Annotated in this window: 22 protein-coding genes; 11 read left to right on the top strand and 11 right to left on the bottom strand. The window is 67.9% G+C overall.

Annotated features, from left to right (window positions below; all coding sequences use genetic code 11):
* Positions 1-3: 3 nt before the first annotated feature.
* A complete protein-coding gene (gene holA, locus OU996_RS04820; protein WP_267584514.1) occupies positions 4-1029 on the top strand; it encodes a DNA polymerase III subunit delta in 1026 nt (341 codons plus the stop codon).
* A 23-nt stretch (positions 1030-1052) separates the two neighbouring features.
* Here holA and OU996_RS04815 read toward each other — a convergent pair whose 3' ends face one another.
* The 5 genes from OU996_RS04815 to mnmE form a co-directional block, all read right to left on the bottom strand.
* The gene (locus OU996_RS04815) at positions 1053-1970 is read right to left on the bottom strand and encodes a ParB/RepB/Spo0J family partition protein (RefSeq protein ID WP_267584513.1); all 918 of its coding nucleotides are present in this window, start codon (positions 1968-1970) and stop codon (positions 1053-1055) included.
* A 12-nt stretch (positions 1971-1982) separates the two neighbouring features.
* The gene (locus tag OU996_RS04810) at positions 1983-2828 is read right to left on the bottom strand and encodes a ParA family protein (protein ID WP_267584512.1); all 846 of its coding nucleotides are present in this window, start codon (positions 2826-2828) and stop codon (positions 1983-1985) included.
* Between the two features lie 31 nt (positions 2829-2859).
* Positions 2860-3513, bottom strand: coding sequence for a 16S rRNA (guanine(527)-N(7))-methyltransferase RsmG (gene rsmG / locus OU996_RS04805; RefSeq protein WP_267584511.1), 654 nt, complete (start codon positions 3511-3513; stop codon positions 2860-2862).
* Between the two features lie 47 nt (positions 3514-3560).
* Entirely contained in the window at positions 3561-5417 is a 1857-nt protein-coding gene (mnmG, locus tag OU996_RS04800; protein ID WP_267584510.1) for a tRNA uridine-5-carboxymethylaminomethyl(34) synthesis enzyme MnmG, read from the bottom strand.
* Positions 5418-5619: 202 nt separating this feature from the next.
* Complete coding sequence (gene mnmE / locus OU996_RS04795; protein ID WP_267584509.1) at positions 5620-6990, bottom strand: tRNA uridine-5-carboxymethylaminomethyl(34) synthesis GTPase MnmE; 1371 nt, start codon at positions 6988-6990, stop codon at positions 5620-5622.
* 73 nt (positions 6991-7063) lie between these two features.
* Here mnmE and OU996_RS04790 point away from each other — a divergent pair, with 73 nt between their 5' ends.
* Complete coding sequence (locus tag OU996_RS04790) at positions 7064-9082, top strand: thioredoxin domain-containing protein (RefSeq protein ID WP_267584508.1); 2019 nt, start codon at positions 7064-7066, stop codon at positions 9080-9082.
* Between the two features lie 330 nt (positions 9083-9412).
* Here OU996_RS04790 and OU996_RS04785 read toward each other — a convergent pair whose 3' ends face one another.
* The 4 genes from OU996_RS04785 to hemE form a co-directional block, all read right to left on the bottom strand.
* Positions 9413-9877: a hypothetical protein gene (locus tag OU996_RS04785; protein WP_267584507.1), complete on the bottom strand. Its 465-nt coding sequence runs from the start codon at positions 9875-9877 to the stop codon at positions 9413-9415.
* Positions 9878-9935: 58 nt separating this feature from the next.
* A complete protein-coding gene (rho, locus tag OU996_RS04780; protein WP_267584506.1) occupies positions 9936-11201 on the bottom strand; it encodes a transcription termination factor Rho in 1266 nt (421 codons plus the stop codon).
* Positions 11202-11450: 249 nt separating this feature from the next.
* Positions 11451-11876, bottom strand: coding sequence for a protoporphyrinogen oxidase HemJ (hemJ, locus tag OU996_RS04775; protein WP_267584505.1), 426 nt, complete (start codon positions 11874-11876; stop codon positions 11451-11453).
* Between the two features lie 13 nt (positions 11877-11889).
* Positions 11890-12918, bottom strand: a complete 1029-nt coding sequence (gene hemE / locus OU996_RS04770; RefSeq protein WP_267584504.1) for a uroporphyrinogen decarboxylase — start codon at positions 12916-12918, stop codon at positions 11890-11892.
* A 322-nt stretch (positions 12919-13240) separates the two neighbouring features.
* On the opposite strand from hemE, the gene OU996_RS04765 reads away from it, so the two are divergent.
* The 5 genes from OU996_RS04765 to dnaQ are packed head-to-tail and all read left to right on the top strand — an operon-like array spanning position 13241 to position 16908.
* A complete protein-coding gene (locus tag OU996_RS04765; protein ID WP_267584503.1) occupies positions 13241-14110 on the top strand; it encodes a pyruvate, water dikinase regulatory protein in 870 nt (289 codons plus the stop codon).
* Positions 14111-14128: 18 nt separating this feature from the next.
* On the top strand, positions 14129-14749 hold the full coding sequence (locus tag OU996_RS04760; RefSeq protein WP_267584502.1) for a Maf family protein: 621 nt from the start codon (positions 14129-14131) through the stop codon (positions 14747-14749).
* On the top strand, positions 14746-15591 hold the full coding sequence (locus tag OU996_RS04755) for a shikimate dehydrogenase (protein WP_267584501.1): 846 nt from the start codon (positions 14746-14748) through the stop codon (positions 15589-15591). The genes OU996_RS04760 and OU996_RS04755 overlap by 4 nt, the downstream gene beginning before the upstream one ends.
* A complete protein-coding gene (gene coaE, locus OU996_RS04750) occupies positions 15588-16199 on the top strand; it encodes a dephospho-CoA kinase (protein WP_267584500.1) in 612 nt (203 codons plus the stop codon). The genes OU996_RS04755 and coaE overlap by 4 nt, the downstream gene beginning before the upstream one ends.
* Entirely contained in the window at positions 16192-16908 is a 717-nt protein-coding gene (dnaQ, locus tag OU996_RS04745) for a DNA polymerase III subunit epsilon (RefSeq protein ID WP_267584499.1), read from the top strand. The genes coaE and dnaQ overlap by 8 nt, the downstream gene beginning before the upstream one ends.
* Positions 16909-16922: 14 nt before the next feature.
* On the opposite strand, the gene secB is transcribed toward dnaQ, so the two are convergent.
* Positions 16923-17390, bottom strand: a complete 468-nt coding sequence (secB, locus tag OU996_RS04740; protein WP_267584498.1) for a protein-export chaperone SecB — start codon at positions 17388-17390, stop codon at positions 16923-16925.
* Between the two features lie 373 nt (positions 17391-17763).
* Here secB and OU996_RS04735 point away from each other — a divergent pair, with 373 nt between their 5' ends.
* From OU996_RS04735 to OU996_RS04720, 4 genes are read left to right on the top strand one after another with little or no spacing between them, the layout of a single operon-like run.
* On the top strand, positions 17764-18486 hold the full coding sequence (locus OU996_RS04735; RefSeq protein ID WP_267584497.1) for a Tim44/TimA family putative adaptor protein: 723 nt from the start codon (positions 17764-17766) through the stop codon (positions 18484-18486).
* A gap of 12 nt (positions 18487-18498) precedes the next feature.
* The gene (locus OU996_RS04730; protein WP_267584496.1) at positions 18499-19776 is read left to right on the top strand and encodes a murein transglycosylase A; all 1278 of its coding nucleotides are present in this window, start codon (positions 18499-18501) and stop codon (positions 19774-19776) included.
* Positions 19773-20423 carry a Smr/MutS family protein gene (locus tag OU996_RS04725; RefSeq protein ID WP_267584495.1) on the top strand — a complete coding sequence of 217 codons (651 nt, stop codon included), beginning with the start codon at positions 19773-19775 and terminating at the stop codon, positions 20421-20423. Before OU996_RS04730 ends, OU996_RS04725 begins: the two co-directional genes overlap by 4 nt.
* Positions 20420-20785, top strand: a complete 366-nt coding sequence (locus tag OU996_RS04720; protein WP_267584494.1) for a helix-turn-helix domain-containing protein — start codon at positions 20420-20422, stop codon at positions 20783-20785. The genes OU996_RS04725 and OU996_RS04720 overlap by 4 nt, the downstream gene beginning before the upstream one ends.
* Positions 20786-20857: 72 nt before the next feature.
* Here OU996_RS04720 and hslU read toward each other — a convergent pair whose 3' ends face one another.
* Positions 20858-22168 carry an ATP-dependent protease ATPase subunit HslU gene (gene hslU, locus OU996_RS04715; RefSeq protein ID WP_267584493.1) on the bottom strand — a complete coding sequence of 437 codons (1311 nt, stop codon included), beginning with the start codon at positions 22166-22168 and terminating at the stop codon, positions 20858-20860.
* Positions 22169-22265 lie beyond the last annotated feature (97 nt).

Below are 22265 nucleotides of genomic sequence, written 5' to 3'. Positions count from 1 at the left end.
CGGATGGTTGCCGTCCGCCCGGCCGACGTCGAGGCGACGCTCTCGCGCATCGACACGGTGCGCCCCGTCCTGCTGCTGTTCGGGCCCGATAGCGGTCTGGTGCGCGAGCGCGCCCGCGCCTATCTCGCCAAGGCGATGGACGGCTCCACCGATCCGTTCGGCCTGATCCGGCTCGATGGCGACGAAATTTCCGGTGATCCCGGCCGGCTGGTGGATGAGGCCGGCACCGTGGCGCTGTTCGGCGGGCGGCGGGTCATCTCGCTGCGCGCCGGCAGCCGCAACATCGTCCCGGCGGTCGAGGCGCTGCTCGCGGCGCCGATTTCCGACGCGGTGGTGGTGATCGAGGCCGGCGATCTCAAGCGCGGGGCGGGCCTGCGGGCGCTGTGCGAGGGTTCACCGCGCGCCAATGCCATCGTCTGCTACGCCGACAGCGACCGCGACCTCTCGCGCCTCATCGACACCATGACGGCCGAGGCGAACATTCCCATCGACCGCGACGCCCGCGCCGAGCTGATGGGCCTGCTCGGCGGCGACCGGATGGCCTCGCGCGGCGAGATTTCCAAGCTGCTGCTCTACGCCGCCGGCGAGCCGCGCATCACCACCGAGCATGTGCGCGCCATTGTCGGCGACGCCTCAAGCCTCGCGCTGGACGAAATCGCCGACAGCGCCTTTGCCGGCCAGCCGGCGGAGATGAGCACGGCTTTCGCCAAGGCGACGCATGAGGGGATGCGGGCCGACATCATTCTTGGCTCGGTCTGCCGTGCCGGCCAGTCGCTGCACCAGATGCGGCTGTCCATCGAGCAGGGTGGAAGCCCTGAGCGCGCGGTCGAATCCGCCCGTCCCGCCATCCATTTCCGCCGCAAGCCGCTGGTCGAGAAGGCGCTGCGCAGCTGGACCGTGCCGCGGCTGCTGACCGCGCTGCTCACGCTGGATGATGCGCTGCTGGCCGCCCGCCGCCATGCCGGGCTCGGCCCGTCCATCGCCGAACGCGCGCTGCTGCAGCTCGCGACGCAGGCGCGGCGGGGCTAGGCCCGGCCCCCAGCCCTAGTCGATCAGCCATTCGCGAGACGGCGGCAGACTTCGTCGAGCTGGTCGAGCGAGGCGTAGCGGATGCGGATCTCGCCCGCCTCGCCATCATGGCGCAGCGTGACCTGGAGGCCGAGCTCGTCGGAGAGCCGGCGCTGCAGCGCCGCCGTGTCGGCATCGAGCGCCGGAGGCGTGCGCGGCTTGCGCGCCGGCTTGCCGGCGGCTTCCGCCTTGGCCTCGTTGAGCTCCTGCGCCAGCGCCTCGATGGCCCGCACATTCATGCCGCGCTCGACGATCTCGCGCGCCAGCGTCTCCGGGTCGTCCTGCGTCAGCAGCGCGCGGGCGTGGCCGGCGGAGAGGCGGCCATCGGCGAGATAGGCCTTCACGCTCTCCGGCAGGCGCAGGAGGCGCATCGTGTTGGCCACATGCGAGCGGCTCTTGCCGATCACCTTGGCGAGATCGTTCTGCGAATAGCCGAACTGGTCGGCGAGCGACTGATAGCCCGCCGCCTCTTCCAGCGGGTTGAGATCGGCGCGCTGGACGTTCTCGATGATGGCGATTTCCAGCGCCTGCCGGTCATCCACCTCGATGACGACGATCGGCACCTCGTGCAGCCCGGCGCGCTGCGAGGCGCGCCAGCGCCGCTCGCCGGCGACGATCTCGTAATGCTCGCGGTTCGCCGGATCGGCCCGCACCACGATGGGCTGAATGATGCCGCGCTCGCGGATCGAGGCGGCGAGATCCTCCAGATCCTCCTCGGCGAAGGTGCGGCGCGGGTTGTGCGGGTTCGGCTTGATGAAGGCGACCGGCACGCGCCGAGCGCCCCCCGCCGGCGCGGAACGGGCCCGCTCGCCGCCGAGATCGCTCATATCGGCCATGTCGCCGATCAGGGCCGCGAGACCCCGCCCGAGCCGGTTGCGCCCGCCATCCTCGGCCATCGCCATCGCCGCCTCCCCTTACGCCGCCGTCGCGCGCAGAGCGCGCTCGCGCTGAATTATTTCGGATGCGAGACGAAGATAGGCCTGCGACCCGACACATTTGAGATCATAGAGCAGCACCGGCTTGCCATAGGACGGCGCCTCGGAGACCCGCACATTGCGCGGGATGATCGTCTCATAGACCTTGTCGCCCATGAACTGGCGCACATCCTCCACCACCTGGTTGGAGAGGTTGTTGCGCGCATCGAACATGGTCAGCACGATGCCGTGGATGGAAAGCCCCGGATTCAGCGTGGTCCGCACCTGCTCCACCGTCTTCAGCAGCTGCGACAGGCCCTCTAGCGCGAAGAACTCGCATTGCAGCGGGACCAGGATCGCGTTCGCCGCCGCCATGGCGTTGACGGTGATGAGGTTCAGCGAGGGCGGGCAGTCGATCAGCACATAGCTGTAGGTGGGTTCGTTCCGCTCACGAATCGAGTCGTCGTCGTTGAGTGTGCGAATGGCATCACGCAGCCGGAAGGCGCGGTCACGCCGGTCCGCCAGTTCCAACTCGAGGCCGGAGAGATCCATGGTCGAGGGCGCGATATGTAGGCGCGGCACCGCGGTCGGTAGCACCGCCTCGCGCAGGGAAGCGTCGCCGGTCAGCACGTCATAGGTCGAAACGCGGCGGCTGCGCCGGTCGATGCCGAGACCGGTCGAGGCGTTGCCCTGCGGGTCGAGATCGACCACCAGCACGCTCTCGCCAATGGCGGCCAGCGCCGTGCCGAGATTGATGGCGGTCGTGGTCTTGCCCACCCCGCCCTTCTGGTTCGCGAGCGCGAGCACGCGCGGGACGGCGGGAACAAGCGGAATCTCGTCGGTCATGTCTGCGATCCCGGTGACGCGGCTTGAAAGGTCAATGCGTCGGCTTCAGCGGCTCGGCCGCCTCGACGATCACGATGCGCCCGCTTTTGTCCGTCAGGCTTTTTGTGATCCTGGCGTCGATTCTCCAAGATTTAGCTGACTCGGTCAATTCGTTATCAACATCTTGTCCCTTCAGGAACAGGCCGCGCGCGCCCTGTGCAAGGAAAGGGTGCGCCAGCTCCAGCAAACGCGGCAATGGCGCAAGCGCGCGGGCCGAGACGACCTCCACACCGGCGGCGATCTGCGGCGCGATCTGCTCGATGCGCGCCGGCAGCACGGTCGCCGGCAGCTCGGCGATGCGTGCCGCCTCGCGCAGGAAGGCCGCTTTGCGCGTGTCGCTCTCCACCAGCGTCACATCCACCCCGTCGCGCTCGGCCAGAACGGCGGCAACGACGAGGCCGGGAAAGCCGCCACCCGAGCCGAGATCGACCCAGCGCCGCACCCCCTCGCCCGCCAGCGGCACGAGCTGGAGCGAGTCGGCCACATGCCGAGTCCAGATCGTCGGCAGCGTCGCCGGGGCGATGAGGTTGATGGTGCGCTGCCACTTCTCCAGCAGCGCGACGATGGCGACGAGGCGGTCCTCTGTTTCACGTGAAACAGGGGTCAGGCGCAGCGCGCGGGCGCGGTCCGAATCGGTCGAGTTCATGGCCCCAACCCTAGCAGATGCCGCCAAGATACGCTTGGACCCGTGCCTTAGCGGGCGCGGCGCGCATGGGCCGCAAGCAGCGCCAGCGCCGCCGGTGTCATGCCGTCAATGCGGCTCGCATGGCCAATGGTACGGGGCCGAATCGATTGCAGCTTGGCCTTGATCTCGTTGGAGAGCCCGCCCAACGCCGCATAGTCCAGCTCCGGCAGCTCGGCCTGTTCCTCGCGGCGGAAAGCGGCAATGTCCGCCTCCTGCCGATGCAGATAGACCGCGTATTTCGCGTCGATCTCCACCTGCTCGCCAATCGCCGCCGCCTCACCCGAGGCCTCCGGCCAGATGCGGCAAATGTCGGCCCAAGCGATGGTCGGGTAGGACAGAAGATCGAAGGCACTGCGCCGCTGGCCGTCGCGGTTGAGGGTGAGACCGTGCTTGTCCCCCTCCCCCGGCGTGATCGACACCGAGCGCGCCCAATCGCGCACCCGCGCCAGAGCCGCCTGCTTGTCGGTGAAATGGGCCCGGCGCTCCGTGCCCACCAGCCCGAGCGTATCGCCCCGCCCGGTGAGCCGCTGGTCGGCATTGTCGGCCCGCAGCGACAGGCGGTACTCGGCGCGCGAGGTGAACATGCGGTAGGGCTCGCTCACGCCGCGCGTCACCAGGTCGTCGATCATCACGCCGATATAGGCCTCGGCCCGGTCGAAGGTCACGCCGTCGAGACCCGAGGCGCGCCGCGCCGCGTTGAGACCGGCGACCAGCCCCTGCGCGGCGGCTTCCTCATAGCCGGTGGTGCCGTTGATCTGCCCGGCGAGGAAAAGCCCCTGCGCCTTGCGGGTCTCCAGTGTCGGCTCCAGCTCGCGCGGGTCGACATGGTCGTACTCGATCGCGTAGCCCGGCCGGACCATCACCACCTGTTCGAGGCCGGGAATGGTGGCGAGGATAGCGCGCTGCACCTCGGCCGGGAGCGAGGTGGAAATGCCGTTCGGGTAGACGGTCGGGTCGTCCAGCCCCTCCGGCTCCAGGAAGATCTGGTGCCCTTCCCGCTCGCCAAAGCGGACGATCTTGTCCTCGATGGACGGGCAGTAGCGCGGCCCGACGCTCTGGATGTTGCCGGAGTACATGGCCGAGCGGGCAATGTTGTCGCGGATCACCTGGTGCGTCGCCGCCGTGGTGCGGGTGATGCCGCAGGCCACTTGCGGGTTGGTGATCGCGGCAGTGAGCATGGAGAAGGGTTCAGCCGGGTCGTCGCCCGCCTGCATCTCCAGCGACGCCCAGTCGATGGTGCGCCCATCAAGACGCGGCGGCGTGCCGGTCTTCAGCCGGCCGAGCGTCAGGCCGATCCGCGCCAGCGAGCCGGAGAGACCGCGCGCCGGCGCCTCGCCCATGCGCCCGGCCGGGGTCTGCTCGTCGCCAATATGGATGAGGCCATTGAGAAAGGTGCCGGTGGTGATGACCACGGCGCCGGCCGCGATGGCCCGGCCATCGGCCAAAACGAGGCCGGTGACGCGCGTGCCGTTGAGCGTCAGACGGTCGGCTTCACCTTCCACCACGAATAGGTTCGGCTGCGAATCGATCGCCCGCTGCATGGCCTGGGCGTAGAGCTTGCGGTCGGCCTGGGCGCGCGGGCCGCGCACCGCCGGGCCCTTGCGGCGGTTCAGCACGCGGAACTGGATGCCGCCCCGATCGGCCACCCGGCCCATCAGCCCGTCCAGCGCATCGACCTCGCGCACCAGATGGCCCTTGCCGAGTCCGCCAATCGCTGGGTTGCAGGACATGGCCCCGATGGTGGCACGGTGGTGCGTGATGAGCGCCGTACGGGCGCCCGCCCGCGCCGCGGCGGCAGCGGCTTCAGTACCGGCATGGCCGCCACCGACGACCACCACATCAAAGGAAAGATCAGCCTCGCTCATCGGGCATGGCTCACGCGGCAGGAGAATGGGATGGCCGCTAGAAGCCCTGCTTCGGCGCCCCCGTCAAGCGAGCGCCCGCGCGGGGCGGCCCCGCAAAAGCTGGGGAGGCTGATTCACGTGAAACATTTCGCTAACGAATCGTCTGGGCGGGAGCGCCTGTTTCACGTGAAACGGGGTCGACAATCCGCCTCCGACGAGCCCCTCATTTGCCGATGCAGAACTCGCGGAACACCACGTCGAGCAAATCTTCCGTGCCGATGGCGCCGGTGATGCGGCCGAGCGCACGGGCGGCAAGGCGCAGTTCCTCCGCCAGCAATTCCTCGCTGAGCTGATCCCAGCCCGCGAGCGCCAGATCGAGATGACCGAGCGCCTCCTGCGCGCCGGCGCGGTGGCGCTCGCGCACCAGCATGGGATGCTCGGCTCCCTCCGCCCGCGCGGCAACGAAGGCGCCCAGCGCAGCGATGAGATCGGGTAGCCCCTCCCCCGTCGTCGCCGCCACAGTGAAGGCGTGCGCCGCCCAGCCGGTCGCGGCGAACGGGGCTGGCGCGAGGTCCGCCTTGTTGGCGAGCAGCCAGCGCGCCGCGCCGTCGCCAGCCGGGACGTCGGGGATCGCCTCAGGCGCCGGGCCGTCCGTCGCATCATGCACCCAGAGCACAAGATCCGCCTCACCGATGCGGGCGCGGGCGCGGCGGATGCCTTCCGCTTCCACCTTGCCGGTCGCCTCGCGCAGACCCGCCGTGTCGAGCAGGGTAACCTTGTGCCCGGCGAGATCGAGCGCGACCTCCAGCACGTCACGCGTCGTGCCGGGCTCGTCGGAGACGATGGCGACATCGCGCGCCGCGAGCGCGTTCATCAGCGAGGACTTGCCGGCATTGGGCCGCCCGGCGAGGGCGATCACCGCCCCCTCGCGCAGCAGCGCCCCGCGTCGGTCGGCCAAGGCCGCGCGCAATTCCCCGGCCAGCGCGACGATGGGCGGGTGGGCCATGGCGCGGGTCTCGGCGGGAACATCGGCCTCGTCGGAGAAGTCGATGCCGGCCTCGACCAGCGCCATGGCCTGGATGAGCTGGCGCCGCCAGGCGTCGACCCGCGCGCCGAGATGGCCGAAGGCGTGGGCCAGCGCGAGCCGCCGCTGGCTTTCGGTCTCGGCCGCGATCAGGTCGGCGAGGCCCTCGGCGCTGGCGAGGTCCATCCGCCCATTGAGGAAGGCGCGCCGGGTGAACTCGCCCGCCTCCGCCGGCCGCACACCGGGCAAGGCGAAGAGCGCGCCCAGCACGGCGGCGATCACCGCGCGCCCGCCATGGATCTGCAGCTCGGCCATATCCTCGCCGGTGGCGCTGCGCGGGCCGGGGAACCACAGCGCCAGCCCCTCATCCAGCCGCTCGCCGCTGACGGGACCGCGCAGGATGGCGAGGCTCGCCCGGCGCGGCTCCGGCAGGCGACCGCAGAGCGCGCGTACCGCCTCCCCCGCCGCCGGGCCTGAGAGGCGGATCACCGCCACCGCGCCGCCGGTCCCGGAGGACACCGCGGCAATGGTGTCGCGCGCGACACTGTCGCCACCGATTCCGCTTTTCACCTTCTCGCTCCCACGCTACGCCCTATCTCTCTCTCACAAACGCGAACCGACAAGCTGCCGCCGGAGACCGCCCGTGAACCGCCTCAAGGACGCCGCCAGCCCCTATCTCATCCAGCACAAGGACAACCCGGTCGACTGGTGGCAATGGGAGCCGGCCGCCTTCGAAGAGGCGCGGGTGACCAACCGGCCGATCCTGCTCTCCATCGGCTATGCCGCCTGCCACTGGTGCCATGTCATGGCGCATGAGAGTTTTGAGGATGCGGCGACGGCGGCCGTGATGAACGAGCTTTTCGTGAACATCAAGGTCGACCGCGAGGAACGCCCCGAGGTCGACCAGATCTATATGTCGGCGCTGCAGCAGCTCGGCGTCCAGGGCGGCTGGCCGATGACGATGTTTCTCGACCCCGAGGGAGCGCCCTTCTGGGGCGGCACCTATTTCCCCAACGAGGCGAAATACGGCCAGCCGGCCTTCACCGACGTGCTGAAGACCATGGCCAACGCTTATAAGTCCGGCGATCCGCGCATCGCGCAGAACCGCGAGGCGCTGCTGCACCGGCTGCGCGAGAAGGCGCGGCCCGCCGGCGCGGTGACCATCGGTCTTAATGAGCTGGACGACGTCGCCGGCCGCATCCTCGGCATCATGGACCCCGTGCATGGCGGCCTCCAAGGCTCGCCGAAATTCCCCAACACGCCCTTCCTCGAGCTGCTCTGGCGCGGCTATGAGCGCACCGGCCGGCAGAAGCTGCGCGACGCGGCGCTGCACGCGCTGGACGGCATGAGCGAAGGCGGCATCTACGACCATATTGGCGGCGGCTATTCGCGCTACTCGGTCGATGACCACTGGCTGGTGCCGCATTTCGAAAAGATGCTCTACGACAACGCGCAGATCCTCGACCTGCTCGGTCTTGCCTATTCGGAGACGCTGGCCGACCTGTTCCGCGCCCGCGCCGAGGAGACAGTGGGGTGGCTGGAGCGTGAGATGCTCACCGAGGGCGGCGCCTTCGCCGCCAGCCTCGACGCGGATTCGGAGGGGCATGAGGGCAAATATTACGTCTGGACCCTCAAGCAGGTGCTCGACGCGCTCGGCGCGGCGGATGCCGAGTTCTTCGCCAAGCATTACGACATCGTCCCCTTCGGCAATTGGGAAGGCGTTTCGATCCCGAATCGTCTGAAGGAAGTCGAGCGCTCCGCGGCCGACGAGATCCGCCTCGCCATGCTGCGCGACAAGCTGCTCACGGTGCGCGAGACCCGGATCCCGCCGGGGCGCGACGACAAGGTGCTGGCCGACTGGAACGGGTTGATGATCGCCGCGCTCGCCAACACCGCGCCGCGCTTTGGTCGGCCGGAATGGGTGGAGCTGGCCGCCCGTGCCTTCCGTTTCATTGCCGAATCGATGGTGCGTGATGGACGCCTCGGCCATAGCTGGCGCACCGGCAAGCTGGTCTTTCCCGGCCTCTCCTCCGACTATGCGGCGATGATCGGGGCGGCACTGGCGCTGCATCAGGCGACCGGCGAGGCCGCCTATCTCAACCAGGCGGTCGCCTGGCAGGGGGCGCTGGAGGCCCACCACGCGGCGGAGGATGGCGGCTATTATCTCACGGCCGATGATGCCGAGGGGCTGCTGGTGCGCCCGCAGGCGACGGCGGACGATGCCGTCACCAACCCGCAGGCGCTGATCGCCCGCAATCTCGTGCAGCTCGCGACGCTCACCGGCGACGCGGGTTATCTCGCCCGGGCCGACCAGCTCTTCGCCGGCCTGCTGCCGCGTGCGGCGCCGCAGCTCTATGGCCATGCCGGCCTGCTCAACGCGCTCGACACCCGCCTGCGCGGGCCGCAGATCGTCATCGTCGGCGACGGGCCGCAGGCCGAGGCGCTGTTCGAGGCCGCCCGCTGCCTGCCGCGCACCGACATGGTGATCCAGCGCATCACCGACGCCGGCGCCCTCCCCGCCACTCATCCGGCTCAGGCCAAGGCGGCGGCGGTGAGCGAGCCGGCCGCCTTCATCTGCGTCGGCACGGTCTGCTCGCTGCCGGTGACGGAGCCGAATCAATTGGCCGAGGTCATCACCGTCCGCGACACAGCCTCGGCCTGAGGGCCGAACATCGAACACGGGCGGCGTGCGTGTTGGTCGTGCGCCGCCAATTCTTCCGCTGAAGGACTGGACGCGGCGCACCGACGCGATCAGGGCGTGCGCGCGGAGCCTGTGGGCGACCTTGTGAGCATCCTGTGGGTAGGCCTGTGGATAAGTTGGGGAGAAATCGACCCCACCCTGCTCAACGGCTCAGAATTGACCGCTGGCGGGCATCTCGCCTTTTGCGAAGGATGTATCGGACGAACCCGCGAATGGGCGTCCTGAGTCAATTCTGAAGGCCATCATTTCGGTTCCGAAACGCCTATCTGGAGGCGTAACGGGTCACCTTTTTCAACCAAAGCGCGAACCGGGACGGCGCGGGCGCTCTTCCTTCCGCGTGAAGCGGATATTGGCGAACATCAGCGGCACCACCAGCAGCAGCGCGCCGGCAAGGTCGGCTTCGAGAATATAGAGGACGCCCAGCTCCTCGCGCACCGCCTGGCCGATCACCGGATCGGCGAAGTCAGCGATGAGGCTGGAGATGAACAGCGCCGAGGGCACCCAGATCGCCAGCGGCAGCCACCAGCGCCGGCACGCCATCACCCAGCTCAGCGCGGCAGCGCCGATCACTAAGAGCCACAGCACGGGCACCGGAGGCTCGCGCTCGGCCATGCCGGCAAGCGCGATGGATGGTGCCGCGAGCCAGAACGTCGCGGCCAGAGCGAGGCTCGCCGCGACAGAAACCGTAGACAGGGTGGGACAAAGCCGAGAGGGCAGCCGGTGCTGCCGAAGCCGCATGCCGCGAAGCCCGCTCATATGTGTCCCCTCCATCCTTCCGGCCGCTGCCGGGCCGGAAGACGGGGCCCGCGCCCCGTCAGGTGTTCATGGAATCGAAGAAGTCGCCATTGGTCTTGGTCTGGCGCAGCTTGTCCAGGAGGAACTCGATGGCATCGACCGTGCCCATCGGGTTCAGGATACGCCGCAGGACGTACATTTTCTTCAGAACGTCCGCTGGCACAAGCAGTTCTTCCTTGCGGGTGCCCGAACGGGTGATGTCGATCGCCGGGAAGACGCGCTTGTCCGACACCTTGCGGTCGAGAATGACCTCGGAATTGCCGGTGCCCTTGAACTCCTCGAAGATCACCTCGTCCATGCGCGAGCCGGTATCGACCAGCGCCGTGGCGATGATGGTGAGCGAGCCACCTTCCTCGATGTTGCGCGCCGCGCCGAAGAAGCGCTTGGGGCGCTGCAGGGCGTTGGCGTCGACACCGCCGGTCAGCACCTTGCCGGAGGACGGCACGACGGTGTTGTAGGCGCGGCCGAGACGGGTGATCGAATCGAGCAGGATCACGACGTCGCGCTTGTGCTCGACGAGGCGCTTGGCCTTCTCGATGACCATTTCCGCGACCTGGACGTGGCGGGCGGCCGGTTCGTCGAAGGTGGAGGAGACCACCTCGCCCTTCACCGAGCGCTGCATGTCGGTCACTTCCTCCGGCCGCTCGTCGATGAGCAGCACGATGAGGTAGCAATCGGGATGGTTGGTGGTGATCGACTGGGCGATGTTCTGCAGGAGAACCGTCTTACCCGTGCGCGGCGGCGCGACGATGAGCGCGCGCTGGCCTTTGCCGATCGGCGCCACGACATCGATGATGCGGGCGGAGAAATCCTTGCGCGTCGGATCCTCGATTTCGAGCTTGAAGCGCTCGTCGGGATAGAGCGGCGTCAGATTGTCGAAATTGATCTTGTGGCGGATATTCTCAGGGTCTTCGAAATTGATCGTGTTGACCTTGAGCAGCGCGAAATAGCGCTCGCCATCCTTGGGGCCGCGGATCTGGCCCTCGACCGTGTCACCGGTGCGCAGGCCGAAGCGGCGGATCTGGCTCGGCGAGACATAGATGTCATCGGGACCGGGAAGATAATTGGCGTCCGGCGAGCGCAGGAAGGCGAAGCCGTCGGAGAGGATCTCGACGACGCCCTCGCCGATAATGTCGGTCTCGCGGGCGGCGAGCTGCTTGAGGATGGCGAACATCAGCTCCTGCTTGCGCAGCGTGCTGGCGTTCTCGACCTCGAGCTCCTCCGCAAAAGCGAGAAGTTCGGCCGGATTTTTGGACTTGAGGTCCTGGAGCTTCATTTCCCCCATGGGAAAAGGCCTCGGAAGTTGGATTGACCCCGGCGAAGGCGGAAGACACTGGCCGGGATAAAGCAGGAAAGGAAGGCGCTGGTCCGTGGACGCGGCCGGCAATGAGCCGGCCTCTCATCCGATACCCCGTCCGGCATCGGGGAGATACCGGTCAGTAATGGAGCATCAGCCAGCTTAGCGGAAGCGAGGGGCACCATAGGCAAAGCGGCGATTCGGTGCAACCCCCGCACGAGGACGGCAGAAGCGCGCTCAAAAAGGCTTAACGATGACCAGAATGACGATGCCGATCATCAGAAGCGTCGGCACTTCATTGGCGATGCGGAAATAGCGCCCCGCCTTCGTGTTGCGATCCTCGGCGAAATCGCGGACCCAGCCCACGCAACGCCCGTGAAAGGCGCTCATCGCCAGCACCAGCGCGAATTTCGCGTGCATCCACGGCGCGACATACCAGCCGCCCGCCCAGACCAGGTAAAGCCCGGCCAGCCAGGTCACGATCATGGCCGGGTTCATGATCGCTTTCAGCAGGCGCCGTTCCATGATCTTGAAGGTCTCGGATTGCACCGAGCCGGGCGCGGCCTCGCAGTGATAGACCATGAGGCGCGGCAGGTAGAACAGGCCGGCCATCCAGGAGATGACCGCCATCACATGCAGCGCCTTGATCCAGTCATAGGCCATGGCGCCACCCCCCTCAGCCGCGCATACGTCGGATCATCTGCTCGACATGGGCAATCGGCGTTTCCGGCCGGATGCCGTGCCCCAGATTGAAAATATGCGCCGCGCCGCGAAAATCCGCCATCAGCGTGTCGATGGCGCGGTCGAGCGCGGGACCGCCCGCGATCAGCGCGAGCGGATCGAGATTGCCCTGGAGGGCGAAGCGCCCGCCCAGCGCGGAGCGCACCGCCCGGCGGTCCGCCGTCCAGTCGAGGCCGACACCGTTCACCCCGCTCGCCAGCGCCATCGAGGTGAGCCCGGCCTGCGTCGCGCCCTTCGGGAAGGCGATGATGCGGGCATCGGGAACTTCTGCTCTCACTGCACTGACAATCCGCCTGATCGGCCTGACTGACCACTGCTCGAACGCCTCCGGATCGAGCACCCCGGCCCAGGAATCGAAGATCTGGACCGCGTCCACACCGGCCCGGAACTGGCCGATCAGATAGCTCGCGGAAGCCTCCACCAGCTTATCGATCAGCGCCGTGAAGAAGGCGGGATCGCGCATGGAAGCGAGCCGCGCCGGGGCCTGATCGGGCGTTCCACGGCCGGCGATCATGTAGGTAGCGAGCGTCCAGGGCGCGCCGCAGAAGCCGAGCAGCGTCGTCTCATCCGGCAGTCTGGCGCGGATTCCCGCCACCGCCTCATAGACCCGGTCGATCTTCGAGGCGTCGAGCTCGGTGCTCAAAGCATTGAGTTCATTGAGGTTCGTCACGGTGCTCAGCCGCGGCCCCTCGCCCTGCTCGAAGGTGAGGTCGCAGCCCAGCGCGTGCGGGACGACGAGAATATCGGAAAACAGGATCGCCGCATCGAAGCCGAAGCGGCGGATCGGCTGGAGCGTCACCTCGATCGCGTGTGCGGGCGTGTAGCAGAGGGTGAGGAAATCACCGGCGCTCGCCCGCACCGCGCGATACTCCGGCAGATAGCGCCCCGCCTGGCGCATCATCCAGATTGGCGTGCGGCTGGCGACATGGCCGTCCAGCACCGCTTTCACCACCCGCTCAGCCATTCTGTCCCCTGCCCTTCTTACTTAAGGAATCTCATTTTAATGAGAGTCGTAGGTGTTTAGGCGTGGGCATTAGACGCGTTCCGGGCTCGCCACAACAAGCCCCCAGCCAACCCACCGGACAGGCCGCCGCAAGCCTGAGTAAACGCTTTTCGATTCAAGAGCTTGTGTGGCTGCGGCAGATTATCCCCATAACTCAGGGAGCCTGCCTTGATTTGACTCACAGGCAGGGCACCTGTGGATGGAAAGCAGGGCCATCAACAGGCCAGGGCTTGCTAACGTCGGCAACCCATGGCTTGTTCCCAGCCTATGCACAGCCCTGTGGATGAATGGTGTGACTGATCCGGGCCGTCAGGCGGAAAGCTATTACCACCTGCACCTCGTCTCGGATTCCACCGGCGAGACGCTGATCAGCGTCGGCCGTGCGGCGGCGGCGCAGTACAGCGTGAAGCCGATCGAGCACATCTACCCGCTCGTGCGCACCCACCGGCAGCTCGACAAGGCCATTCAGGCCATCGAGGAATTTCCCGGCATCGTGCTCTACACCCTGACCGACCCGGAACTGCGCAACCGGCTGAAAATCTACTGCCAGAACAATGGCGTGCCGGTTCTCTCGGTCCTCGCCCCGGTGGTCCGGCTGTTCCAGGCGTATCTCGGCGGTGTGCCCGAGCCGCGCGTCGGCGGCCAGCACCAGCTCGATGGCGAATATTTCCGCCGCATCGACGCGATGAATTTCACCGTCATGCATGATGACGGCCAGCACACGGACGGGCTGGAAGCCGCCGATGTCGTGCTTCTCGGCATTTCCCGCTCATCCAAGACGCCGACCAGCATCTATCTCGCCAATCGCGGCATCAAGACCGCCAATATTCCGCTGGTGCCGAACCTTCCCATCCCGCCGGGCCTGTCGGCGCTCAAGCGCCCGCTGGTGGTGGGTCTCGTCGCCAGCGCCGAGCGGGTGGTGGAGATCCGCCGCAACCGGCTGTTGGGCCTCAATGCCACCAGCGCCTCGCCGGATGCCTATGTCGACCGCGATGCGGTTGCCGAGGAGATCGCCTTTTCCCGGCGCCTATGCGCGCGCCATGGCTGGCCTGTAATCGACGTGACTCGCCGTTCCATCGAAGAGACGGCGGCGGCCATTATCGGCCTGCTGCAGGAACATCGCCGCAAAGCGTCCGAGGCCACGGGTGCCTGACCAAAGGACGAAAAACCCATGACGGACAATGCCTTATGGCGCAGCGGCGACTCGCTGGTGCTGGCCTCGAAGAGTGCCGCGCGCCGCGCGCTGCTCGCCGCCGCCGGCCTGCCGCATGAAGCGTTCACCGTCGCGGTGGATGAGCGCGCGCTGGAGGATGAGGCGGTACGCGCGGGTGCCGGCCCGGCCCAGGTTGCCGGCCATCTAGCCGGCGCCAAGGCGTTGGCCGGTAGTGCTTTCCTGCCCGGACGGCTGGTGATCGGCGCCGATCAGACGCTGGCGTTGGGGGATGAGGCGTTTCACAAGGCGCCCGACAGGGCCGCCGCCCGCCGCCAACTGGCCCGGCTGGCGGGCCATACCCATTCTCTGCATTCCGCCGTCGCCGTGGCGCGGGACGGTGAGGTGCTGTTCGAGACGGTCCAGTCGGCTCATCTCACCATGCGCGTGTTGGACGATGTCGCGCTCGATGCCTATCTCGCGGCCGCAGGTGACGCGGTACTCTCGAGCGTGGGCGGCTATCAGCTCGAGGGTCTCGGAATCCATCTGTTCGAGCGTATCGAGGGCGATCATTCGGTCATTCTCGGCCTGCCGCTGCTACCGCTTCTTGCCTTTCTGCGTTCCCGTGGAGACCTGCTGTGACCCGCCGCGCGGCCATTATCGGCCATCCCGTCGCCCATTCCCGCTCGCCGCTGATCCATGGCTATTGGCTGGCGCAGCACGGGATTGATGGCGAGTATGGGCGTTGTGACGTCGCGCCTGATGCCATCGACGGGTTTTTCGCGGATTTCGCCGCGAGCGGGCTCATCGGTGCCAATGTCACCGTGCCGCACAAGGAAGCCGCCTTCCGTGCCGCCGCCGAACTCGATTCCGTGGCCGCCGCGCTCGGCGCGGTCAATACGCTCTGGCTCGAGAATGGCCGCCTGCACGGCGCCAACACCGACGTGCCGGGCTTTCTCGCCAATCTCGATGCCGCCGAGCCGGACTGGGCGCGCGCGCTCGGGGAGGCGGTGGTTCTCGGCGCCGGCGGCGCGTCACGTGCTGTCGTCTATGGCTTGCTGGAACGCGGCGTTGATCGCGTCGTGGTGGCCAACCGCACGCTGGCGCGGGCGGAAGCTCTGCGCGACCAGTTCGGTCCGCGCGTGCTCCCAATCGAATGGCGCGACCTTGCCGGCCGGCTCAATGGCTGCCGCTTGCTCGTCAACACCACCTCGCTCGGCATGAAGGGGCAGCCGCCGCTCGACATCGACCTCTCGGCGCTGTCGCCCGATGCCGTGGTCACCGATATCGTCTATGTGCCTCTGGAGACACCCCTTCTCGCCGCCGCCAAGGCGCGCGGACTGAAGACGGTGGACGGGCTCGGCATGCTGCTGCACCAGGCCGTGCCGGGCTTCGAGCGCTGGTTCGGTGTGCGCCCGGAGGTCACGGCCGAGCTGCGCGCACTCGCCATCGCCGACCTTGCCGCCAAGGGCCAGTTGCGATGAGTGCCAAGGGTCCGTTCCGGCTGGGTCTCACCGGCTCCATCGGCATGGGCAAGACGACGACGGCCGCGTTTTTCCGCGAATTGGGCATTCCCGTGCATGACGCGGATGCGGCGGTTCACGCGCTCTATGGCGCGGAGGGCGTCGCTCCCGTCGAGGCGGCCTTTCCGGGCGTGACGGTGGAGGGGCGGATCGACCGGGCCCTGCTTGGCGCGCGCGTTCTGGGTAACGACGCGGCCATGCACCGGCTGGAAACCATCGTTCACCCGCTGGTGCGGGCCCGCGAGGCGGCTTTTCTCAGCGAGGCGGCGCAAGCCGGCGCCCGTCTCGCTGTGCTCGACATTCCCCTGCTGTTTGAAACCGGTGCGCGGGAGCGGACCGACGCGGTTCTCGTCGTCACGGCGCCGGAAGCTGTGCAGCGCGCCCGCGTGATGGCACGCCCGGACATGACAGAAGAGAAATTTGCGTCGATCCTGAAGCGGCAGATGCCGGATGCGGAGAAGCGGCGCCGGGCCGATTATCTGCTCGACACCGGCCCGGGCCTCGACCATGCCCGTGCCGAAGTCGCGGCGCTGGTCGCGCGCCTGACCGAAGGAGACCACCTTGCGTGAGATCGTTCTCGATACCGAGACCACCGGCCTCAACCCGCTGACGGGCGACCGTCTGGTCGAAATCGGCTGCGTCGAGATCTATAACCGCATCCCGACGGGACAGGTCTACCATGTCTATCTGAACCCGCAGCGGGACATGCCGATCGAGGCATTCAACGTCCACGGGCTGTCGGCCGAATTCCTGTCGGACAAGCCGCTCTTTGCGCAAGTGGTGGAGGAGTTCCTCGCCTTCATCGAGGATTCGCCGCTGGTCATCCACAACGCGGCCTTCGATATCGGCTTCATCAATGCGGAGCTGGCGAAGATCGGCCGACCGCCGATCACCTTCGACCGGGTTATCGACACGCTGAGCCTCGCGCGTCGGCGCCATCCCGGCGCCTCGAACCGCCTCGACGACCTGATGTCGCGCTATGGCATCGACGGCTCACGCCGCACCAAGCATGGCGCTTTGCTCGATTCCGAGCTTCTGGCGGATGTTTATGCGGAGCTGTGCGGTGGCCGGCAAACGGCGCTCGGCCTTACCGTGGCGGAGACCCGCGAGGAGACCACGGACTTCGTCATCGGCGCCCCGCGGGAGCGCCCGCGCCCTCTGCCTGCCCGTCTCGATCCGGCAGAAGCGGCGGCCCATGCGGCCTTCGTGGCCAGCCTGGGCGATGGGGCGATCTGGAAGGATTACGCGGCCGGCAGCGATTCCGCCCCGGCCGCGTGAAGCTGCGTCAGGCGTCAGGAAGCGAGCACGCCACTCGGCTGCTGCTTGGCCATGCGCTGGCGGTACAGCGTGACGAAGTCGACCGGGTCGATCATCAGCGGGGGGAAGCCGCCATTGCGCACCGTGTCGGCGACGATCTGCCGCGCGAACGGGAACAGCATGCGCGGGCATTCGATCATGATGAAGGGGTGGATGGTCTCCTGCGCCACGTTCTGGGCGCGGAAGATACCGGCATAGGCGAGTTCGAGCGCGAACAGCGTCTTGCCCTTCAGCTCGGCCTTGGCCTCGATCTTCAGTTCGACCTCGAACTCCGAACCCTCGCGCACGGGCTTGGCGTCCACCTTGATCTGGATGCCGATCTGCGGCTGGCCGCCCACCGCCAGCGATTCCGGCGCGCCCGGGTTCTCGAAGGAGAGATCCTTCGTATATTGGGTCAGCACCTGCAGGGTCGGCATCGATACGGCGTTTTCGGTCTCGGCCATCAGGAATCTCCGTGTCGCCGGCGGGAGGCGCATCGCCGGCCAATGTGCCGCGCGGCCGGTCGTGCCGCCGCATCGGTCTTCGGTAAAGGGCGCGTGTCGCTAACACGGTTGCCGCGTGCTCACAAGGCGAGCGAAGGCCGGGGAGCGGCAGGGTTGGCGCGTTGCCCGCGCTTCGACTAGTCTAGGCGCGCATGTCGACAAAAGACCGTGTTCGCGGTGGAATGGATGACCTTGCGGCATCCGCTACACTGGCGAAATCGGTTGGACGTCGTACATAGACGGGAACGGGCAAGGCGCTGATGCGCTGAGCCAACTTCACTCCGGAGCCCGCCGGCCTCCCGCCGGTGCAGCGAAATCAACGGCGGCGTGTAACGTGTTCGACATCTATACGATCATCTTCCTGGCCCTCGCCGTGTTCATTTTCATACGGCTGCGCAGCGTGCTGGGACAGAGGACCGGGCGCGAACGGCCGCCCTACGACCCCTATTCGCGCCGCGATCCCGCCAAGGCGCCCGCGGGCGCCTCCGACAAGGTTGTCAATTTTCCCGGCACCGCCGAGCCCGCCAATGTGCCGGAACCGGTCGAGCCCGAGGAAGCGCCGAGCTCTCCGCGCCGCTGGGCTGGGGTGGCCGAGCTTGGCTCAGCGGTGGCCAATGGTCTTGACGCGATCGCCGCGCAGGAACGCGGCTTCGATGTGCAGCACTTCCTGACCGGCGCTCGCGCGGCCTATGAGATGATCGTGGTCTCCTTCGCCCAGGGCGATCGCGGCACGCTCAAGGAACTGCTGGCGCGCGAGGTCTATGACGGCTTCGCCGCGGCCATCCAGGAGCGCGAGCAGCGCGGTGAGAAGATGGAGACGCAGTTCGTCGGCATCGAAAGGGCCGAGATCATCGAGGCGAGCGTGAAGGGCCGTACCGCCCAGATCACCGTGCGCTTCCTCTCCCAGCTCATCTCGGCGACGCGCGATCGCGCCGGCACGGTGATCGACGGCGATGCCGAGCAGGTGGCGGATGTCACCGATGTGTGGACCTTTGCCCGCGATCTCGGCGCGCGCGATCCCAACTGGAAGCTGGTCGCCACCGAAGCCGCTTCGTGAGAAGATGGTCGCGTGCGTGCGACCCTTCCGGCCTTAACCCTCCTTCTGGCGCTGACAGCCGCCCTGCTGCCCTTTCCCGGAAAGGCTCAGGCGGCGTCTAGCGTTGACGCGCCGCCGGTGCTCTTCCCACAGGCCGTGCTGGAGCCCGTCAGCTTCGCCGCGATTCCTGGCTGGGATACCGATCCCGTCGCGCCGGCCTTCACCGCCTTCCGCCTGAGCTGCGGAATGATCCGCAAGACGACGGAGGGCGCGCCGCCGCCCCGGCCGGTGTTTCTAGCTCTGCGGGCGACCTGCGCCCGCGCGCTGCGGCTCCCGGCGCATCCGCGCGAGCACACGGCCCGCGCCTTCTTCCGCCGGGAATTCGTGCCCTTCCGCATCGCCCCGCTGGAGCAGCCGCAGGGCTTCCTCACCGGCTATTACGAGCCCGAGGTCGAGGGCTCGCGCACGCCGACGGCCGAATATGCGACGCCGCTCTACCGTCGCCCGCCCGATCTCATCGTGGAAGCTCCCCCCAAGGACGGCGCCCCCGCCAACAAGGGCAAGGCCTTTCGCCGGGATGCGGACGGCACGCTCGTGCCCTATCACGACCGCGGCGCGATCGAGGACGGGGCGCTGGCGGGAAAAGGGCTGGAAGTCGCCTGGATCAAAGACCCCGCCGACGCCTTCTTCGCTCATATACAGGGCTCGGTGCGGGTGAAGCTGCCGGATGGAGCGGTGCTCCGGCTGAACTATGACGGCCATAACGGCCAGCCCTACACTCCGGTCGGCCGGCTGCTCATTGAGCGCAATCTCGTGCCGCGCGAGAAGATGTCCATGGACGCCATCCGCGCCTATATAGCCGCGCACCCGGAGGAGGGGCGCGAGCTGATGCGGCAGAACCGGTCCTATGTCTTCTTCCGCGAGGCGACCGAGCTGAAGCCGGGAGATGGAGCGGTCGGCGCCCAGGGTCTACCGCTCACGGCGGGACGTTCCATCGCGGTCGACCGCAACATTCATGTCTATGGCACGCCCTTCTTCATCGCTGCCGACCTTCCCACGGGCCCCGATGGGCAGATCGCGCCGTTCCGCCACCTGATGGTGGCGCAGGACACCGGCTCCGCCATCATCGGGCCAGCGCGGGCGGACATCTTCTTCGGCGCCGGCAAGGAGGCCGGCAGGGTCGCCGGGCGCATCCAGCATCCCGGACAGTTCGTCATCCTGCTGCCGCGCGCGCTCGATCCCACACTGGTGAAGGTGCCGCGCCCCAAGCCGCGCCCGGTCATCCCGCAGACCGCGACGGCCGCGCCATGAGCCGCAAGAAGACCGGAAGCCCGCCATCCGGCGGTGCCACTGCCGAACCTGACGCGGCACCGCCGCCGCGCCCGCGCCGCCGGCGTGGGCTACGCCCGGACGAGCAGGCGCTGTGGGAGCATGTGGCGCGTTCGGTCAATCCGCTGCGCCCGAAAATGCCGATTGTCGTGCCCGAGGCGCTTCCAGCGCCGGTGATGCCGGAGCCGGAGCCCGCGCCGCCACCGGCTCGGAAACCCGCTTCCGCGCCGGCCTACCGCTCGACCCCACCCGCCCCTCCGCCCATCACCCCTTTGGCGCCGCTCGAGCCCAAGCTGCGCCGCAGGCTGGGGCGAGGCGCGGAGGTCGATGCGCGGCTCGATTTGCATGGACTGACCCAGGCGGCCGCCCATGGGCGGCTCATCGGCTTTCTGCGCGGGGCGCAGCAGTCGGGCCACGCGCTGGTGCTGGTCATCACCGGCAAGGGCGACGGCATGCATGTGCTGGCCGGCGAGGGTGGGCGCGGCGTGCTGCGCCGGCTGGTGCCGCAATGGCTGGCAGCGCCGGAGCTGCGCGGCGTGGTGCTCGGCTTCGAGACGGCGGCCCGCGGCCATGGCGGGGAGGGCGCGCTTTATGTGCGCGTGCGCCGGGCGCGGGAGGGGCTGCGATGACCCCTTTCGGCCGCCGGATGCGGGAAATGCGCGCCGAGCGCGGCGTGACGCTGTCACAGATGGCGCAGGCGATCGGCGTCTCGGCCGCCTATCTCTCCGCGCTGGAGCATGGCAAGCGCGGCCAGCCGACCTTCATGATGCTCCAGCGCATCATGGCCTATTTCAACGTGATCTGGGACGAGGCGGAGGCCTTGCGCCTGCTGGCGGAGATCTCCGATCCCCGCGTCGTCGTCGATACGTCCGGCCTCTCGCCGGAAGCGACCGAACTCGCCAATCTGCTGGCCCGCGAGATCGCCACCTTGCCGCCCGAGGCGGTGGCGGAACTGCTCGGCCGCCTGAAGATTCTCAGCCGGCCAGGCTGATGGGCTCGCCCCGTTTCACGTGAAACGGGGTGCAGGGTTAACCGCCGTTCCGCTTCCGAATCGTCCTTCCAATCACAGGATGTAGCGGCTGAGATCGGCGTTGCCGGCGAGGTCCGCGACCCGCTCGCGCACATAGGCGCCGTCAACCGTCACGGACTCACCGGATTTGTCCGAGGCGTTGAAGGACAGTTCGTCCAGCACCCGCTCGATCACCGTCTGAAGCCGCCGGGCACCGATATTCTCCACCGTCGAGTTCACCTGCACCGCGACATCGGCGATGGCCTCGACCGCATCCTCGGTGATGGTCAGCGTCACCCCTTCCGTGCCCATCAGCGCCACCGACTGCTTGACCAGGCTCGCCTCGGTCTCGGTCAGGATGCGCTTGAAGTCTTCGCGGCTCAGCGCTTCCAGCTCGACCCGGATCGGCAGGCGGCCCTGAAGCTCGGGGAGCAGGTCCGAGGGCTTCGACACATGGAACGCGCCCGAGGCGATGAACAGGATATGGTCGGTCTTCACCGGGCCGTGCTTGGTCGAGACGGTCGTACCCTCAATGAGCGGCAGCAGGTCGCGCTGCACGCCCTCGCGCGAGACATCCGCCCCGCCGCGCCGCTCGGAGCCAGCGATCTTGTCGATCTCGTCGAGGAAGACGATGCCGTTCTCCTCCACGGTGCGGATCGCTTCCTGCACGATGGCGTCCTGGTCGATCAGCTTGTCGGCCTCTTCCGACAGCAGCAGAGGGTGGGCGTCGCGCACGGTGACGCGGCGCGGCTTGGAGCGCCCGCCAAAGGCCTTGCCGAGCATGTCGCCGATGGAGATGGCGCCCATCTGCGCGCCGGGCATGCCGGGGATTTCGAACATCGGCATGCCCTGGCCACCGCCGGAGGCGATCTCGACCTCGATTTCCTTGTCGTCCATCAGCCCGTCGCGCAGCTTCTTGCGGAAGCTCTCGCGCGTGCCGGGCGAGGCGGTGGCGCCGACCAGCGCGTCGAGCACTCGCTCCTCGGCAGCCAGATGCGCCTTGGCCTCGACGCCCTTGCGCCGGACCTCGCGCACCAAGCCGATGCCGATCTCGACGAGATCGCGCACGATCTGTTCGACATCGCGGCCGACATAGCCGACCTCGGTGAACTTGGTCGCCTCGACCTTGAGGAAGGGCGCCCCCGCGAGCTTGGCGAGGCGGCGGGAGATTTCCGTCTTGCCGACGCCGGTGGGGCCGATCATCAGGATGTTCTTCGGCATCACCTCCTCGCGCAGATGGCCTTCCAGCTGCTGGCGGCGCCAGCGGTTGCGCAGGGCGATGGCGACGGCGCGCTTCGCCTTGTGCTGGCCGACGATGTAGCGATCGAGCTCGGAGACGATTTCACGGGGGGAGAAATTGGTCATGACGTCCGGTCTTTTCCGTTGGCGCCGACATCCCGGTTGCCCCCGAAGGGCGTGGAGCCGGGATCGCATTCCGATCCTGGTGCAGGGCGGGATAACG

Origin of the sequence: Ancylobacter sp. SL191, assembly GCF_026625645.1 — a bacterium.
In the GTDB taxonomy this organism is placed as follows: domain Bacteria; phylum Pseudomonadota; class Alphaproteobacteria; order Rhizobiales; family Xanthobacteraceae; genus Ancylobacter.
This window is presented reverse-complemented; position numbering and strand designations above follow the sequence as displayed.